The following is a 17,442-nucleotide window of genomic DNA, read 5'->3' as shown; positions in this document are numbered from 1 at the left end:
TTCATGAACTTTTTGTCTGAAAATTGAATCCACAGGATTTGTGCTTCTTATTCATCTACAATAACCTAATTAATACAACTAACTTCAGGATAAAACATGGCAGATTTTGATTACATATGTATCGGCGGGGGCAGTGGTGGAATTGCTTCAGCAAACCGCGCAGCAAAGTATGGCAAAAAGGTGGCAATAATTGAGGCAACAGCGGTTGGCGGCACTTGTGTAAATGTGGGCTGTGTTCCTAAAAAAGTGATGTGGTTCGGCGCCCATGTCGCTGAAGCCATAAACCTATATGCACCAGACTACGGATTCGATGTCACAATCAATAAATTCGATTGGAAAACCTTGGTTGCAAGCAGAGAAGCCTATATCAAGCGCATTCATGGTAGCTACAGCAGCGGCTTTGAGAAAAATGGCGTTACTTTAATTTCAGGTTTTGCTACTTTTGTAGACAAAAATACCGTTGAAGTGAATGGCAAACAATATACCGCAGAGCACATTCTTATTGCTACTGGCGGTCGCCCTACCATACCAAAGATCCCAGGTGCAGAATTGGGAATCGACTCTAACGGCTTTTTTGAATTAAACCAACAACCTAAACGTGCGGTTGTGGTTGGTGCCGGATATATCGCTGTAGAGCTAGCAGGTGTAATGCACGCTTTAGGTACAAAAACCGATTTAGTCGTGCGTAAACACGCGCCATTAAGAAGTTTTGATACTATGTTATCCGAAACCTTAGTAGAGCTTATGGCTCAAGATGGTCCTACTCTGCACACTCATGCTACTCCCACACAGGTAATTAAAAATACAGATGGTTCGTTAACCATTGAATTTGAAAACGGTACCAGTATTGAAACAGACTGTGTTGTTTGGGCCATTGGACGTGAACCTGCTAATGATAAGATTGGCATCGAAAATACTGGCGTTGAACTCAATGAACGTGGATACATCAAAGTCGACAAATTCCAAAATACCAACGTAGATGGGATCTATGCGGTAGGCGATAACATTGGTTATGTTGAACTCACACCTGTTGCGGTTAAATCAGGACGTTTATTGTCTGAGCGTTTATTTAACGGTCAGACTAATGCACACATGGATTATTCTCTTATCCCAACAGTGGTATTTAGTCATCCTCCAATCGGCACTATAGGTTTAAGTGAAGATGAGGCGATCAAAGAATACGGTGCTGACAACGTTAAAGTATATAGCTCTAGCTTCGCGGCTATGTACACAGCAGTGACGAAACATCGTCAAATGACTCGAATGAAACTAGTTTGTGCAGGTGAGGAAGAAAAAGTCGTCGGCTTACATGGCATAGGTGCCGGTATGGACGAGATTCTGCAAGGATTTGGCGTGGCTATGAAGATGGGCGCTACTAAAGCTGATTTTGATGCTTGCGTAGCCATTCATCCTACTTCTGGAGAAGAATACGTCACTATGTGACCCTAGCCGACTAACAAAGCGAACCGTTTCTCCCTAGTTTTGGCTGTCAATACAGTCGAAACTAGAGGGGTTTACTAAGCCAATACCTTGGGCTAATAATCTAATCTGCAGCTTCGATATGTTTTTCAAGCAGGTTAACTAGAGTGTCATATTGCTGTTCCATGGTCACAAGCAAACTTTCAATCGCGGCAATATTCGGTTTATGAGCTTCAATCTCTATATTACCAAAGGTTTCATGTAGCTGCATTGCACCAATATCTCCACAAACACCTTTAAGTGAATGACTCAATTGGCAAATTTCTTCTAAAGATTGACTCTGGACGCTGCCTCGCAACTTTGCAATTTTGTCTCCAGTGCTTTGCAAAAATATATTACATATTTTGTTCAACAGGTTTTGATTATTCATCAACCGGGTAAGTGCTCCCTGTTTATCCCAAACCACGCAAGAGGTAATAGCTTGGGCAATAGATTGTTCCGTATCTCCACTGTCATTAATAATTTTAACCTTGGGTTTAAACACAGATAACACCCACTTAGTCAGTTTAGTTATCAATTTTTCAGCAGAAATTGGCTTAGTGACATAATCATTCATGCCAGCCTCTAAGCATTTTTGCCTTTCTCCCAGCATAGCATTTGCGGTCATAGCTATGATTGGAACATCAATATATAACTGACCAGCCTCACCGTTACGGATTTGCGCAGTTGCTTCATAACCATTCAAAATCGGCATTTGGCAATCCATTAGTACACAGTGAATAATTTCCCCACTGGCAGCAGATGCGAGCAATTTATCGATTGCTTGTTGTCCGTTGGCAGCTCTCACTGTTTCTACTGAAGTAGGTTTTAAAATGCCTATTGCCACCTCGACATTTATATCATTGTCATCCACAACCAATACTCTAGCACCGGTTAATTTACTGTCTACGGGAAGATCCACGTCAGTTATTTTAGGCTTGTTCTGCTCTGCATTGGCGTCGGCTAACGTTTGCTTTTTGTCGGTATATTTCAATAAAAACTCTGAAATAGACACGGGTTTGGAAATATAGATGGGCTTAAGACGTTTAAACATGGTTTTGGCATCACGAGTATTATACAACATGGCCACTTTAGCAGAGCTGTTGTTGGCATATTCTATAGCGTCCCAGCAATGTTCAAGTAACTGTGCCCGAGGATCAAGTTGATCAACAATAAAAATGTCAGGCAATTTTGCCGGCAGTTCAGTATTCGATTCTAAGTAGCCGGTAATCTCATTATCAGGCATAACCTTAGCGCCGAGTTTGACGACCATATTGCATAGACTTTGATGGAGTTGTTGATTCGCGACTAAGATGGAAACGAGTTTGCCACTGAGATGTTTCTCTGGACGTTTGAACGTCAAGTTAACATTGGGGATATGTACTTGGAAATGAAACGTACTGCCTTTGCCTTTTTCTGATTTGAAGGTCACTTGGCCATTGAGTAATTTACTCAATTGTTTGCATATCGATAGTCCAAGGCCTGTTCCACCGTACTTAGAAGCGATAGCACTGTCTTCTTGGGAAAATGCACTGAATAATCGTTTCTGATTTTCTTCTGCGATGCCTATTCCAGTGTCTGTCACCGCGAAATGCAGACTGCAATGATTATCATCGAGTTGTTCTGAATAGGCGTTGACTAAAATATGTCCCTGATTGGTAAATTTAATTGCATTATTTAAAATGTTAGTAAGAATCTGTGAATAGCGATGCGGATCACTGATGATTGATTCACACTTTATATCAATGCTATCAAGTATAAATTCTAGGCCTTTCTCTTGCGCTTTGACTGCCATACTTCCGCACAAGCTTTCAATTAATTTACCAGGTTTAAATGCTTTGTAATCCAGGTCTAATTTACCCGCTTCTATTTTTGATAAATCTAAAATGTCGTTAATCAACACCGAGAGCGAGTTAACACTCACTTCCGTCATATCAAGGTACTGTAACTGTTGTTCACTAAGTGGTTCTTTTTTAATGAGATTTAAAGTGCCAATTATACCGTTAAGTGGGGTGCGCATTTCATGGCTAATGTTAGAAATAAACGCGCTTTTAACATCGCTCGCTTTTTCCAATTGGGCGGTACGTCGAGCGACTTTCACCTCTAATTCAGCGTTTACTTTACGGATTTTTTCATCGGCCTTTTTTAAGCTAGTAATATCCCGTGTAATCACCGCAACTCCACTGAAAGTAACGCCATCTTGAAGAATTGCAGACAGTGAAACCAACAGCTTAATGTTTTGATCCTGCTGTAAACAGGTTTCTAAAGACTGCTGACTCACGCCACTTGCCAATTTATGAATAAGTTCATCAAAATTGACCTCAGGAAATAACGATAGCTCCACAACACGCCGACCTTCTACTTGCTCGAAATCTAAACCAAATAACGCCTTTGCGGCGCGATTCCAGCTTGATATTCGCCCATCGGTTGTTAACCCGAAAATAGCATCTTGCGAGCCATTAACAATAGCCTCGGATTCCGCCCTTGCTTCAGCTAATTCCTGACTTCTACGCAACCCTCTCTGAAAAACCGCCAAAACGATTACTATTACAATAAATACAACAAATAAAATGGCATAGACATTGGTTCGTCTTTGCATCGCTAAATCACTTATTACTGCCTCTGGGGTTAGAATATGAGAGAGCAGAAAGCCATCATTAAAATCACCACTGATAATTAATTTTTTAGCAGAAGAATAGAACTCTCCTGTTGGGTAGTGTTTCACTCTAGTAATATCGATTTGACTGCCCAAGTCTAGTTTCTGATTGTAATAACTGTCCCAACTTGCTTCTGGGTTTAGATCCTTGCTGTACATTAGTTCTGGATTAGGATGCACCAGAAAAAAGCCGTTACTATCGGTTAAGATTAGTTGGTTCGGTTTATCAACAAGGCCTTGAATCGAATTCAGCAGTTCACTGGCATTGATATTTAGGATTAAGAAACCTAAACGTTCGATTTGATTATTGAATACCGGTATAGATAATCTGAGCATAGGACGATAAGGAAATTCTATTTCGCCAAACTCACGATTTAGTGAAATTTCGGACAGATAAATTTGTCCCGCAGACAGTTTTACACTTTGCTGGTAGTAGTCTCTATCGCTCTTATTTTGCAAGTGAGCATCGCCTACCACTTTTATGCCACCGCCACTTCGTTCAACGCGCACTAACTCTTTGCCTTCATTGCCAATGCCGATAAAGCGCATTTGTTCGTACTCTGAATTATTTTCAACAAAAGCTACAAAGATAGTTTCTAACCTTTGTTTCCATTGTTCATGAGTAGAACCATCTACTTCAGAATCTTGCACCATAGTATTGGCAAAACCTTCAATAGGAGGTGTACCAAACAAAAAGCGTAAGTCATTTCGATATTTGGAAAGGGATTGTTGTACCTGAGTGTCAATTCGACTATTTGTTGCCCGCTGATTTTCTTCAACTAAAGCCATAATAGTAGTATTAATTTGAGTTTCGAAAATGATAATAGCGATAGAAATTATTGATACAAATAGAAAAAAGGTAGGTATAAATAAGTTTTTCCCGCCATACCAAGATTTTATCTTGGGCAAACGTGGCTTTATTGACATTAAATACTCCGTAGAAAAAACTGCACCCAAAACCCTCTGTGCTTTTCAATAAATTGAAAGTTAACCAGATAGTAACTAATGATATAAAAGATTATGCGTAAATGACTTTAAACTTTAGTAGTTCGCTAAAAACAACGCAAGTTAACCGGTGAATTGATTCCGACCTTTTTGTTTTGCTAAATAAAGTGCTTTATCGGCATTTCGGATAATTTCATTGACTTTGTAAGATTCATTATTGCTTGTGCTATACAAACCAATACTTGCGGTAACGATTCCAAATGGTGACGCTTCGTGAGGCACCTTTAAATTCGCTATTTTTTGTAAAATAGTTTTCGCGATATGCTCAGCTCCAGCCCTATCGGTATCGGGCAAAAGGCATAGAAACTCTTCTCCGCCATAGCGAAATGACATGTCATTTGGACGATGTAAAACGTCTTTTAAAACATTACTGACCGAAATTAGGCATTTGTCTCCACTAATATGCCCATAACTGTCGTTAAAGCGTTTAAACCAGTCGATATCCAGCATAAGGAGTGATAATGGAGACTCGGTGCGACTAGACTGAAGCATATACTTATTCAATACATCTTCGAGTAAATGTCGGTTGTATAGCCCGGTTAAACCGTCGGTAAATGACATTTTTCGCAGAAAGTCAGATTGTGCTTTTAAAGTAAGGTGAGCTTTCACGCGGTTTAACAGTGTAATACCATTAACCGGCTTGGAAACAAAATCGACTCCTCCAGCCTCCCAACATTTATTTTCATCGTTTTGACTTTTAACCGAGGTGATAAAAATAACTGGGATGTGTTGTAGATTTTGATTATTCTTAATTGTCCGACATGTTTCTAACCCCGAAATCCCAGGCATCACTACATCCAATAGAATCAAATCCGGTGTCTGGTGCTGGCAAAACTCTAACGCCTCTTCGCCAGAATGGACAATTTTGGTATTATACAAGTTCGCCAATAAGTCAGCGATAACCATAGCATTGATGGGTTCATCATCGACAATTAAAACAAGAGCCTCTTGCAAGGTACCTTGCTGTACATAATGTTTCCCAACCAACTACTTTTACCTTTTTAGTTATTTATGAAGGTTTATTTTTTGCTTTTTTTCGTCTTCTTTCGGACTCATTTACTAGAATCAAAAAAAGTAAAAATTACTTTTCCACCAATCAATCGGTAGACGATTATTCAGCTAGCCATCAGAGTCATGAAAGGACGGAGTTACAACAAAAATTTCGACTTTCTGATGATATCAAAAAATAGATTAAATTCCTTTGATTTTTCTCCATTTTGAAATGTCTTTAATCGTCCTCAATAAGGAGCTGATAAATAGCCGAAAGAACAAACTAATGTCTGATAAATAATTAACAATTTCAAGAACCTAACCCCCTCATTACCAAGACAAATTAACGATAGAGCAGATTTTACTCACAATACATCGGACCAAGGTGAATGCTTCTGACAATTGTTAAAAATGAATAGGAAAGAAGTAATAAAGCAATGCGTCGTGCTGATATAACAACTAGGTGCTTGTTTTTGATTTCTAAAAAGCGGCTTGGGTTAAATCAAAGGGAAAATGAATTACCCACAATATAGAAGCCTATTAATTAATCAAAACTCATTAAACCTTTTGAATACAGCCGAATAAATTGAAATATCAGTCCTCTAGCGGTTGCATCATGTTTAAAATTCCACTAAGTTTTAGCATTCAGGTCTGCTCAGTGAATCAATCGATAGTAGATCAATAATTCGATTGTTCTTTATGCAGTAGGAGTGAACGTTGGAGATGATTACGTCGGAGTATCTGGTGGACAGAATTGCCTCTGGCGAGACTCAAGCTGAGCAACAATTGGTTAATAAATATTGGAAAAGTCTATTTTTTATTTTGAAAAAACAGGCTGACGATGACGAATTAGCCAATGACATAGCCCAAGATACTTTCCTCATAGTTATCGACAACATTCGCAATGGTAAAATTGAAAATAGCTCAGCAGTCGGCGCCTATATTCGTCGGACCGGGCTTAATTTGTTGATAGCCCATTTCCGCAAGGAGTCGCGGCGTAAAACCGAATATTCAGATTCAATCGACTTGGAATACCCAGACACGTCGAAATCCATTTTTAATTCACTCAATTCTGAAAAATTAGTACAAATTGTACAACAGGTTATTGATGAATTACCTGCCCAACGAGATCGAGATTTATTGTATCGTTATTTTGTCTATGGCCAATCCAAACAACTAATTTGCGACGAGTTTGAATTGAGCCCAGCGCACTTCGACAGAGTGTTATACAGAGCGCGCGAAAGACTTAAAGATGTCATTCAACTTAAATTAGGTATAGATCTAAATAAAACAACATTAACATCACTTTTGAGCCTTGCCTTAGCCTGTCAAGTTTCAGTTTCTGCCCAGTCTTCTTCAATTGATAATTTTTTTCACAATCAGGTGAGAGAAATCCAAATCCCGCAACACTTGGTTATTAACACCGACACGGAAGAATAGAACGGCCATTTGGGAAAACTATATAATTATGGTTTGTTGGCTGGAGAAAATAAGAGGTTCTAATGACACCAATGGATCAAGCATATATCGAAAGACGTGATATCGCCAATCGCTATATGCAAGGCAAGCTCTGTGCAGAAGAATGTGAAGAATTTGAAATTTACCTAATGGAAAATCCTGACGTTGTAGACCAATTGCAGCTCGACTCGATGTTTATTAAAGCGTTACCGTTTTTAGCTCAAAGCCCGAAACAAAAACCAACGTTTTGGCAATTGTTGTTTGCGACACCTGCGCGCGCTAGCATAGGTACTCTTTGTGCCGGTGCTCTGCTGTTTTCGTTAGTTGTCAATTTTGAACATTTGGTCACGTCGAATAGTACGTTCTCTTCGCCTTCCATGGTTTACGTGTCTTCAGCAAGAGGCAACACCTCCAATGTTGATCAGACATTTTCTCTTAATGATGTCTCATCATCTGTTTCTCTAGTCCTTCAAGACGAGTTTGATGTTACTAAAACATATCAAATCAACATGTTTATTAACTCCTCATCGAGTCCAATCTATACCGCGTCCTACACCCCTAACACCGAAGGGGAAGTAGTCATATCGGTAGATAAAGAGATGTTGCAAGTTGGTTTGATAGAAATTCAATATTCCCTTGATGAATCAAACAATAGAAATAAGAAATCGTTGGTAGTAGCAGTAAGAGATTAGTTATGTTGGATTTTAGTTTCACCCACAAACTTAAAAAGATGTGGAATCCCGATTATTTGAGTGATCCTGTATTACTGCAAATTGCAGAAAAATTATTGGAAAATAACAATACAGTACCATCAAGTAATCTTGATGCGGGAATGACTTATTTTGGGCAAATGATTGCTCACGATATTGCACCACATACCACCCCACCAGATCACCCAGTCAGAACGGTAAGCAATGAATTGTTACTGGAAAGTCTATATGGTCAAAACAATAGTATTGTGAATGACAGATTTGAGTTGCGCCCAATACAATGGCAAGGGGTAAAAGGTTTCGACGTTGCAAGAGACGACAATGGTAAAGCGCGAATTCCCGAACACCGCAATGACATCAACGATATTATTTGTCAGCTACATGCATTCTGGCAGAATTTTCACAACCAATTAATAGAAGCGCCATATCATTTCGATTTTGAAAATGCTAAATGCCACACCATACTAACCTTTCAGTTTGTGACCATTGAATATTATCTAAAAAATCTTTTAGATCCGCACATTTTTGAGGTGTATTTTAATCAACAGGCAAAGCCTGAATTACCCTTCAAAACCGAGCAGCGCTTAGATTATTTTCACAATAGTGCATTTCGTTTTGGTCACAGTATGGTGAGAAATAGTTACGCACTAAGGCGCTTTCAACCTGAAGTACCGTTGACCTCGTTGTTTGCATCTTCACAAAAAGTACAAGATAAACACGTAATTCAATGGCGTCGTTTTTTTGGAGACAATCAAAAAGCCAATAAAATTGATCTGTCTTTATCAGATGCCATGTCAAAAATACGTTTTCCTTCTGACAATTCAGAAATGATCCGTATTATCTTTAAAAATATATTGGCTGGGCTAAACAAACAAATTCCATCTGGATACAACATTGTTAAAAAAATCAATGCTCAAGCCGAACTAAACGACATTTTTCAAATGACTCCTCTGGAAAAACTGTCACCGCAATTTGATGGCATTGAAAAGCTCAATATCCAGAACTTGCCACTTTGGACATATATCCTGCAAGAAGCCGCTACCACTCAAAACGGAGAAAGGCTTGGTAAACTAGGGAGTATTCTAATTGCAGATGTATTACATGACGCTATCAATACTAAAGCCCTATCAATTTTCAAAAACGGTACTTATGATAAACGTCATGCATTGATGGTATTAGACGAAGTGAAAGATAAGTTACTCGACGAGAACAACAATGTAGACTTGCATAAACTTTTCAATGTGAACTAAGGAAACTGTATGCCCGACCAAATAATAAGAGAAATTACAGCTTTAGGCATAGAAGCGGTCGAACAATCTGTCGGAACTAAAACGCAGGAAGAAATAGTTTCACAAATTAGTCCTTGGTTTTTTGTTCCACAAAAAAGGTACTTTATTGAGATCAGTAAGAAAAAAATTGCTGATCTACTATATGTACAAGAAACGGCTGTCAATCAAGACGGTTCAAGTGCTAACGAATGGCCTGAGTTATTCAGATTAGCATCAGACAACACCGTATTTGTATTAAATGAAGATAAAACGCAACTGGTCAATATAAACGATGGCATCTCAACCATTATGTTTGATGATTTAGAAGGGTGGCACATCAAAGAATGGACCAACTTTCTACCGGCGGATGACAATCCAGATAGCGATATTATTGCCCATGTGATTTGGCAAGATAAATACGGAAACATAGCTAAATCAAAACACAGTTGGATAGTTTACCTTCTCGATTAACCCGCATCGCTGACTAAAAGTGCCACTTCCTCAAGGTGGCACTAGCTCCAAGTTTCTTATCCCAAACAAAATTTATAGGTTACAATGTGCCATCCATTGTTAACCAAAGACGTGTTTTGCTAAATATGTTCCGTTTTTTGTCCTACAGTCTTATCTTGTTGTGTGCCAGTTTTACCTGTAGTGCAATGGAATCTACCGCATTAACAGTCAATCAAGTTGGCCATGCAGCACTATTGAAGTTGAGTCATGCCGACCAGCCTTTAGAAATTGAAATTTTCGTTAATAATCAATTGATTGAAAAAAAAGATATAGACAGCAAAGATACCGAGTATTTTAGCCTATTTCAGTTCCCACAAACCGATACTGAAACCAATAAAATTAGGGTGCTGGTAAATTATACTAAAATTTCTCCTAAAATCAGTTTGATAGAATTAGACAATACAGATTATTCTGCGTACCAAAACGTTATCGATATTTTGGCTACTCCTGCACAAACGCAAACTAATCAGCCCTATTCAATTGTTTCGCAAATAACCAATAGTGACGTAAATAGCGACTTCTCCAGATGGACGCTTCGCCGACTAATGGAAAATGCAAAGCAAGTTAAAAATGGCTCTCTTGGCTTTATTACTAGCTTTAATTTAAATCAATTCAGCGCCCAAGACATTATTGCTCAATGCGCAGTTTGGACTTCATCTTTTGAGCCTGAGAGCCAAATAGATGACCCAGTCAAAACTCAAGTTGCCGCACAATTAGCTGCAACTCTGTATGTTTATTCTAAACATCATGGCCAACTTAGTAATGATCAAACCGCGCTTCTAAACCAATCAAAATTTATTCAACATTGTGGAAGCATGTTTGCTGATATCGCCCATTCCCAACAAGCAGGTTTGGATCTGGATGTATACGCTAAAAATTTATATCAACAAGTACTCGAAGCACTATCTAAATCTCCTAATTGGCTGACGGCAGACATACTTCATCACCTTTGGTTCTATTACAATTTTGAAGACAAACATAACTTGGCATTAGAAACCGTTAAAAATGCGATTTCTAAAGCAGAAAATGCCCCTGAATATCGATTTTTAATGGCCGAACTCTATAGTAATGCTTTTTTATCTTCCTACCGAGAAGGCGCGTTTGCTCAAGCTCATAATTATTTAAATAAAGGGTTAAATATTATCAGTGATTCTAACAGCCCAGGTATTGCCCCCTTGTTATTTAGTAAAGGTTTTCTGCTTTTCCAAACAGGTGAATATGACACAGGTTCACGTTACTTTTCCAATACCATAAATCAGGTACAAAACACCTTGCCCAATCAGCAATGGGAACTTGCACGTTGTTTGAATTTAGGTCAGCAAGATTTAATGATTGCAAGAGCCGCGGTTATGATAGGGGCGACAAGTCGAGAGGAAGGTGATTTTGATGGGGCCAATCAATGGTTAGAGTGCGCCGAGCATTTATTGAAGAACCAACAGGATTATTATCAAATTGTATTACAAGTCGAACTCGCAAAAACGGCAATTAAACAAAAAGAATTCACTAAAGCCCAAACACACTTAAACAATGTATTTAACGATCCAAGAACACTTCACACCACTCAAATTGATGCAAAAATCCTGAAATTCAAAATAGACAATGTGTATTTAGCTAAGCCGATTGATAAAAATAAGCTTCAAGAATTAGCAGCACTATTAGATTACGACAGTTTTTATAACGAAGATATTATTGATATTGAAAACAAAACCTACCCCATTAAACAGATCGAAGTATTTACGTTATTAGTCCAAATAAGTCAGCAAGAAAAATCCTTTAAGTGGGTTGATATCTTTGCTGAGAAGGCAATGTCATTAATAGAAAAGAGTCGATTAACCGTAGCCAATCCGCAAGCTTGGAATGCGGCTAGATTTAGTTTTATTAATACCTATATTACCTCGTTATTAGATAATGAGCGCATTAAAAATCAACCTCGTCATCACTACGCCAGACTTTTCGAAGTTTTGGAAAAGTACTATTCAGTTGACCCAAAACAAGAGAGAAACCTGTTTTCTATCGATGAAGTTGCGAGTGAAAATGAGGCGCAAATTCAACTTTTGTACAATATTTGGTTAGCAGAAGAAAAACAGATGTTGTTAAGCGACTCATCAAGCGAAAAACTGCGATTAGTTGAAGCAAGAGATGATTATCTAGCTAGAGTATTGAACGAACAAAATCACGATTCGAAAATTGCTAATATATCCTTAGATGCATTTCAACAATCGTTGCCATCAGATCAAATGTTGGTTAGATATTTTTCTGATGGACACACCATGTTTTCACTTAACGTCACACACAACGATATATCGGTTCAAAAAATAGCAAAAGTGGCAGAGATTGCGGAGATGGTAAAAAACTACGTTCACGGCACATATGCTTCTAGTAAACCATGGTTGAACACACAGTTTCGGGATATTTCTTTACTGCCAGTTGATGTCATTGAACAGCAAAAAATAACTAAAATTTTGATTATTCCCGATGAAAGTTTACATAAGATGCCGTTCTCTATGTGGAATACTGCCACAACAGCAGAAAACTACAAACCATTAGTTGAAACCTCACAATCGGTTTTTATTACATCTGCCACTTCATATTTTGAGCAGACATTTTCAACTGACGCTGAGAACTTTGAAATTTCCATTTTTGCAAACCCTGATTTCACTGCACAGGTGAATGACATTACACCTGGATCCATATCTGAACGTTTAACATTAGCGGCTTTACCAGGCACGCTTAAAGAAGCAAAGTACGTAGCTAATTTATTTGCTGGTCACCAAATAAATAAAGGCTTTGCCGAAAATGCGACTAGTCAATTTTTAATGTCTAAAAAAGTTCGTAATTCAAACATTCTGCATATTGGAACACACGGCTATTTCGATAAAAAATTACCGGATATTGTTGGCGTATTAACCGCTGGAGAGAATATTAAAGGTAATTTAACCCCTGGATTTTTAAGCTTAAATCAATTGCTAAGTAAACCTGTATCTGCTGATTTAGTGTTTATTAGCGGCTGCGAAACTATGGTTGGGAAAAATTATAAAGGCTCAGGGATGCGTAGTATTACGCGAGGATTTTTAGCCCAAGGTGCTAAGACGGTGGTGGGTACTATTTGGGCTATTCAAGATCGACCGACTTCAGAATTCGTGAAACAGTTTTACGCAAACTTAGTGGAATCCGAAGGGGACGCCCCCAAAGCGCTACAGTTAACCCAATTTAGATTTCACTCTTCGGGCAAATATCGTCATCCAAAATACTGGGCAGGATTTGTACTCACCTCTTCAAATCAAGGCGACAGTCAGATTTTCGGGCCAGAATTAGCGAATAATTTATTTCCTCAGTAAAACGTGTAAAATTATACCCTTAAAAATCACAAAATCTTCGTGTTGCGACTAATCTATACACAAACATAACGTGAAAAGTACACGGGGCAGCAGGGGCAAAAGTATGAACGATACATTTTTATTCGCTGATGATATGCCGGAAGAAGAGGATTCCTTTGATTATAAATGGAATGTTTTAGTTATTGATGACGAACCTGAAATTCACAACATAACCAAAATCGTACTCAATGATCTAGTCTTTGATGATGGACGACTAGCGTTACATAGCGCCTATACTGCAACCGAAGCTAAAAATATAATTTCAAATAGCCAACACGACTTTGCCGTTGCGATAGTGGATGTTGTGATGGAAACAGTTCATGCCGGTTTAGATTTTGTCAAATGGGTTAGAGAAGATTTAAATAACCATAAGATTCGGCTATTCCTGCGTACAGGACAGCCTGGTGAAGCCCCAGAAGAAAGTGTTATTCGGGAATACGATATCAATGATTACAAAAATAAGACCGAATTAACCGCGTTGAGATTAAAAACCTCTGTTTATTCTGCACTACGTGGTTATAGAGATATCTTAACCATAGAAAAACACCGTATCGGTCTGGAAAAAATCATTGCTGCTTCTTCCGAGTTTATTGAATGTGACACACTTCCTCAGTTTGGTTCGGCAATATTAAAGCAAGTAGCAGTTGTCTTAGGTATCGAGGAAGAGGCGGTAATTTGTTGCGCGGTTGCCAAAGACGCAAATAATAATTTGAGTAATGTTCATATACTTGCGTTGAACCAACCGCAACCGGTTCAGATAGAGACCCCGTTGTCATTGAGTAGCGAAGTTAATGCGCGAATCAAACGGGCATTGGCGCTCAAACATTCGATTTACGAAGAAGATTATTTTATTGGTTACTTTACCACTAAGCGCAACACAGAAAATGTACTTTACGTTGCTCAAAATAAGCAATTAGAACCCATGCAACATCGTTTATTGGAGTTTTTCGCCAACAATATTGCCGTAGCTCATGAAAATCTGAAGCTACGCGATGTCATTAAGGACTCTCAAAAAGAATTGTCTTATATTATTGGCGAAGCGGTTGAAATGCGCAGCAAAGAAACCGGTAGTCACGTTAAACGGGTAGCGCAAACTAGCTACATGCTAGCAAAGCTATATGGTCTAGATGATTTCGACTCAGAGATGATTAAACTTGCCTCCCCACTTCATGATGTGGGGAAAGTAGGGATTCCTGATTATGTGCTAAACAAGCCTGACAAATTAGATAGCCTTGAATGGGAAGTGATGCAAACCCATGCTCAAATCGGGTTTGAAATGTTGGCTAGAACTGATAACCCGATTTTGCAATTAGGGGCTACCATAGCAAGACAGCATCATGAAAAGTGGGATGGCACAGGCTACCCGCAAGGTCTTCAAGGTGAAGAGATTGCTATTGCTGGGCGCATAACTGCACTTATGGATGTATTTGATGCTTTAGGAAGCAAGCGTTGTTATAAAAAACCATGGGCTAATCAGGAAATTATCGATTTCCTAAAGGAGCAAAGAGGCAAAGCATTTGAACCTAAACTAGTCGATTTATTATTGACCAATATTAGTCAGTTTAATCAAGTTAGAGAGCAATACCCTGACAAATTTTAGGCCATATTGCCCACATAAAAAAACGCATTTCAAAGTCAATTTTAAAATGCGTTTAATGGTTCTTGATTATTAAAATGAAGCTACAAGATAAAGCGACTCAAATCTTCATTATCAACAAACTTATCTAGATGTTCATTGACGTATTTAGCGTCTACCAGTACGGATTCGTTTTCCATTTCAGATGCATCAAAAGAAATATCTTCCATTAACCGCTCCATCACAGTATGCAGACGTCGAGCACCAATATTTTCAGTCCGCTCATTCACTTGCCAAGCGGCTTCAGCGATACGTCTTATACCGTCTTCAGTGAAGCTAACTGCAACTCCTTCAGTACCCATTAGCGCAATGTACTGCTCAGTGAGCGAGGCATTTGGTTCTGTTAGTATGCGAACGAAGTCTTCCACACTTAACGCTGAAAGTTCCACTCGAATTGGCAAACGTCCTTGCAATTCAGGTATTAAATCAGAGGGTTTACTCATCTGGAAAGCACCTGAGGCGACAAACAAGATGTGGTCCGTTTTAACCATTCCATGTTTAGTCGATACAGTAGACCCCTCAACTAAAGGCAATAGATCCCGTTGCACACCTTCGCGAGAAACATCGGCGCTGCCAGTGCCTTCTCGTTTACAGATTTTATCGATTTCATCAATAAAAACGATACCGTTTTGCTCAACGTTAAACAGTGCTTTATCTTTCAATTCTTCCTGATTAACTAATCGCGCAGCTTCTTCTTCAACTAAAAGTTTAAATGCTTCTTTAATTTTTAGTTTCTTTTTCTTCTTTTGAGAACCAGATAAATTCTGAAACATGCCCTGAAGTTGATTGGTCATTTCTTCCATTCCAGGAGGCGCCATGATCTCTACCCCTACTTGAGGCAAAGCAACATCAATTTCAATTTCTTTATCGTCTAATTGACCTTCTCGTAATTTTTTACGGAAAGTTTGACGAGTACCTTTATCTTCAACTTTCTCTTTTTCACCCCACGCATTTTCTGGTGGTGGTAAAAGTGTATCAAGAATACGGTCTTCAGCAGCTTCTTCAGCTCGATACTTCACTTTTTCAGTTTCTTGCTCTTTGGTCATCTTAATAGAGATGTCTGCAAGATCTCGAATGATGCTTTCTACTTCTTTACCAACATAGCCCACTTCTGTGAACTTGGTTGCTTCTACTTTAATAAAAGGAGCATTGGCCAATTTAGCTAGGCGACGGGCGATTTCGGTTTTACCAACACCAGTAGGACCAATCATCAAGATATTCTTTGGGGTTACTTCCTGACGTAATTCAGGTTCTAATTGCATACGACGCCAGCGATTACGAAGTGCAATTGACACTGCTCGCTTTGCATCTTGCTGACCAATAATGTGCCTGTCCAACTCGTGGACAATTTCTCTTGGGGTCATCTCAGACATAAAAAAACCTTTAAATAGTGTCGCACTGAGCGATTAAATCAGTGCTATTAAAATTAGTAATTCAACGTTTCTATTGTTTGGCTGTGGTTGGTAAACACACATATGTCACCAGCAATCGTCAGACTCTTTTCTGCGATTTCTTGTGCGCTCAACTCTGTATTTGCCAGTAACGCGGTAGCTGCCGCTTGGGCATAGGGACCACCTGAACCAATAGCGATGAGATCTTGCTCTGGCTGCACCACATCACCATTACCGGTAATGATAAAAGAAGCGGTATGATCAGCCACGGCCAATAACGCTTCTAACTTACGTAACATCCTATCGGTTCGCCAATCCTTTGCCAGTTCTACTGCAGCTTTAGTTAAATGCCCTTGATGCATTTCCAATTTACTTTCGAAACGCTCAAAAAGAGTAAAAGCATCGGCAGTGCCACCAGCAAATCCGGCGATTACTTTGTCGTTGTAGAGTCTACGCACTTTTCGTGCATTGCCTTTCATAACAGTGTTTCCTAACGAAACCTGCCCGTCACCTGCGATGACGACTTGATTATTGCGGCGTACGGATACAATGGTAGTCACGTCTGCTCCTTGTTTAGATCAACTTTATCAACCCACGTTAAATGCGAGTCACGATTCATGGAGTATATGTGGGGAGCGGGAAGGAATTTTCAAGCATTAAGGTTTGAGTATCTTAAAAAATGAAGACGATATAGGTGGATCAGCCCCAAATTTCACGTTTTGGCCTGAAGGCCATGCTACAAATGCAAAACAATCTGTAGGCGGGCGCTTTAGCCCCGTGAGAGATTTTAAATCCATGTCCTAAAGGCCATGCTACAAATGCAAAACAATCTGTAGGCGGGCGCTTTAGCCCCGTGGGAGATTTTAAATCCATGGCCTAAAGACCATGCTACAAATGCAAAACAACCTGTAGGCGGGCGCTTTAGACCCGTGGGAGATTTTAAATCCATGGCCTGAAGGCCATGCTACAAATGCAAAACAACC

General features: G+C 39.1%; 11 protein-coding genes. 7 read left to right on the top strand and 4 right to left on the bottom strand.

Annotated features, from left to right (window positions below):
* Window positions 1-96: 96 nt before the first annotated feature.
* Window positions 97-1,443, top strand: coding sequence for a glutathione-disulfide reductase (gene gorA / locus Q4567_RS10980; RefSeq protein WP_216049125.1), 1,347 nt, complete (start codon window positions 97-99; stop codon window positions 1,441-1,443).
* Between the two features lie 100 nt (window positions 1,444-1,543).
* Here the strand turns inward: gorA and Q4567_RS10975 are convergent, their stop codons facing one another.
* Both Q4567_RS10975 and Q4567_RS10970 read right to left on the bottom strand, forming a co-directional pair.
* A complete protein-coding gene (locus Q4567_RS10975; RefSeq protein ID WP_303500402.1) occupies window positions 1,544-5,041 on the bottom strand; it encodes an ATP-binding protein in 3,498 nt (1,165 codons plus the stop codon).
* Between the two features lie 141 nt (window positions 5,042-5,182).
* Window positions 5,183-6,106 carry a diguanylate cyclase gene (locus tag Q4567_RS10970; protein WP_303500400.1) on the bottom strand — a complete coding sequence of 308 codons (924 nt, stop codon included), beginning with the start codon at window positions 6,104-6,106 and terminating at the stop codon, window positions 5,183-5,185.
* Window positions 6,107-6,853: 747 nt separating this feature from the next.
* On the opposite strand from Q4567_RS10970, the gene Q4567_RS10965 reads away from it, so the two are divergent.
* From Q4567_RS10965 to Q4567_RS10940, 6 genes are all read left to right on the top strand, one after another.
* Entirely contained in the window at window positions 6,854-7,549 is a 696-nt protein-coding gene (locus Q4567_RS10965) for an RNA polymerase sigma factor (protein WP_216049128.1), read from the top strand.
* Window positions 7,550-7,611: 62 nt separating this feature from the next.
* Window positions 7,612-8,259 (top strand): hypothetical protein, encoded by a 648-nt coding sequence (locus Q4567_RS10960; RefSeq protein WP_216049129.1) that lies wholly within the window; start codon window positions 7,612-7,614, stop codon window positions 8,257-8,259.
* 2 nt (window positions 8,260-8,261) lie between these two features.
* Window positions 8,262-9,527, top strand: coding sequence for a peroxidase family protein (locus Q4567_RS10955; RefSeq protein ID WP_216049130.1), 1,266 nt, complete (start codon window positions 8,262-8,264; stop codon window positions 9,525-9,527).
* Between the two features lie 9 nt (window positions 9,528-9,536).
* On the top strand, window positions 9,537-10,016 hold the full coding sequence (locus tag Q4567_RS10950) for a hypothetical protein (RefSeq protein ID WP_303500397.1): 480 nt from the start codon (window positions 9,537-9,539) through the stop codon (window positions 10,014-10,016).
* A gap of 86 nt (window positions 10,017-10,102) precedes the next feature.
* Window positions 10,103-13,393 carry a CHAT domain-containing protein gene (locus Q4567_RS10945; protein ID WP_303500395.1) on the top strand — a complete coding sequence of 1,097 codons (3,291 nt, stop codon included), beginning with the start codon at window positions 10,103-10,105 and terminating at the stop codon, window positions 13,391-13,393.
* 103 nt (window positions 13,394-13,496) lie between these two features.
* Window positions 13,497-15,032, top strand: coding sequence for a DUF3369 domain-containing protein (locus Q4567_RS10940; RefSeq protein ID WP_216049133.1), 1,536 nt, complete (start codon window positions 13,497-13,499; stop codon window positions 15,030-15,032).
* A gap of 80 nt (window positions 15,033-15,112) precedes the next feature.
* On the opposite strand, the gene hslU is transcribed toward Q4567_RS10940, so the two are convergent.
* Window positions 15,113-16,441 carry an HslU--HslV peptidase ATPase subunit gene (gene hslU / locus Q4567_RS10935; RefSeq protein WP_216049134.1) on the bottom strand — a complete coding sequence of 443 codons (1,329 nt, stop codon included), beginning with the start codon at window positions 16,439-16,441 and terminating at the stop codon, window positions 15,113-15,115.
* Between the two features lie 53 nt (window positions 16,442-16,494).
* Window positions 16,495-17,019: an ATP-dependent protease subunit HslV gene (gene hslV, locus Q4567_RS10930; protein WP_216049135.1), complete on the bottom strand. Its 525-nt coding sequence runs from the start codon at window positions 17,017-17,019 to the stop codon at window positions 16,495-16,497.
* Window positions 17,020-17,442: the final 423 nt, after the last annotated feature.

Source organism: Aliiglaciecola sp. 2_MG-2023, assembly GCF_030548145.1.
GTDB classification, from domain to species: domain Bacteria; phylum Pseudomonadota; class Gammaproteobacteria; order Enterobacterales; family Alteromonadaceae; genus Aliiglaciecola; species Aliiglaciecola lipolytica_A.
This window is presented reverse-complemented; position numbering and strand designations above follow the sequence as displayed.

Coding starts and splice junctions, on each gene's coding strand:
- Q4567_RS10975 (WP_303500402.1), bottom strand. CDS start 5,041: ATGTCAATAAAGCCACGTTTGCCCAAGATAAAATCTTGGTATGGCGGG.
- gorA (WP_216049125.1), top strand. CDS start 97: ATGGCAGATTTTGATTACATATGTATCGGCGGGGGCAGTGGTGGAATT.
- Q4567_RS10950 (WP_303500397.1), top strand. CDS start 9,537: ATGCCCGACCAAATAATAAGAGAAATTACAGCTTTAGGCATAGAAGCG.
- Q4567_RS10955 (WP_216049130.1), top strand. CDS start 8,262: ATGTTGGATTTTAGTTTCACCCACAAACTTAAAAAGATGTGGAATCCC.
- hslU (WP_216049134.1), bottom strand. CDS start 16,441: ATGTCTGAGATGACCCCAAGAGAAATTGTCCACGAGTTGGACAGGCAC.
- Q4567_RS10960 (WP_216049129.1), top strand. CDS start 7,612: ATGACACCAATGGATCAAGCATATATCGAAAGACGTGATATCGCCAAT.
- Q4567_RS10940 (WP_216049133.1), top strand. CDS start 13,497: ATGAACGATACATTTTTATTCGCTGATGATATGCCGGAAGAAGAGGAT.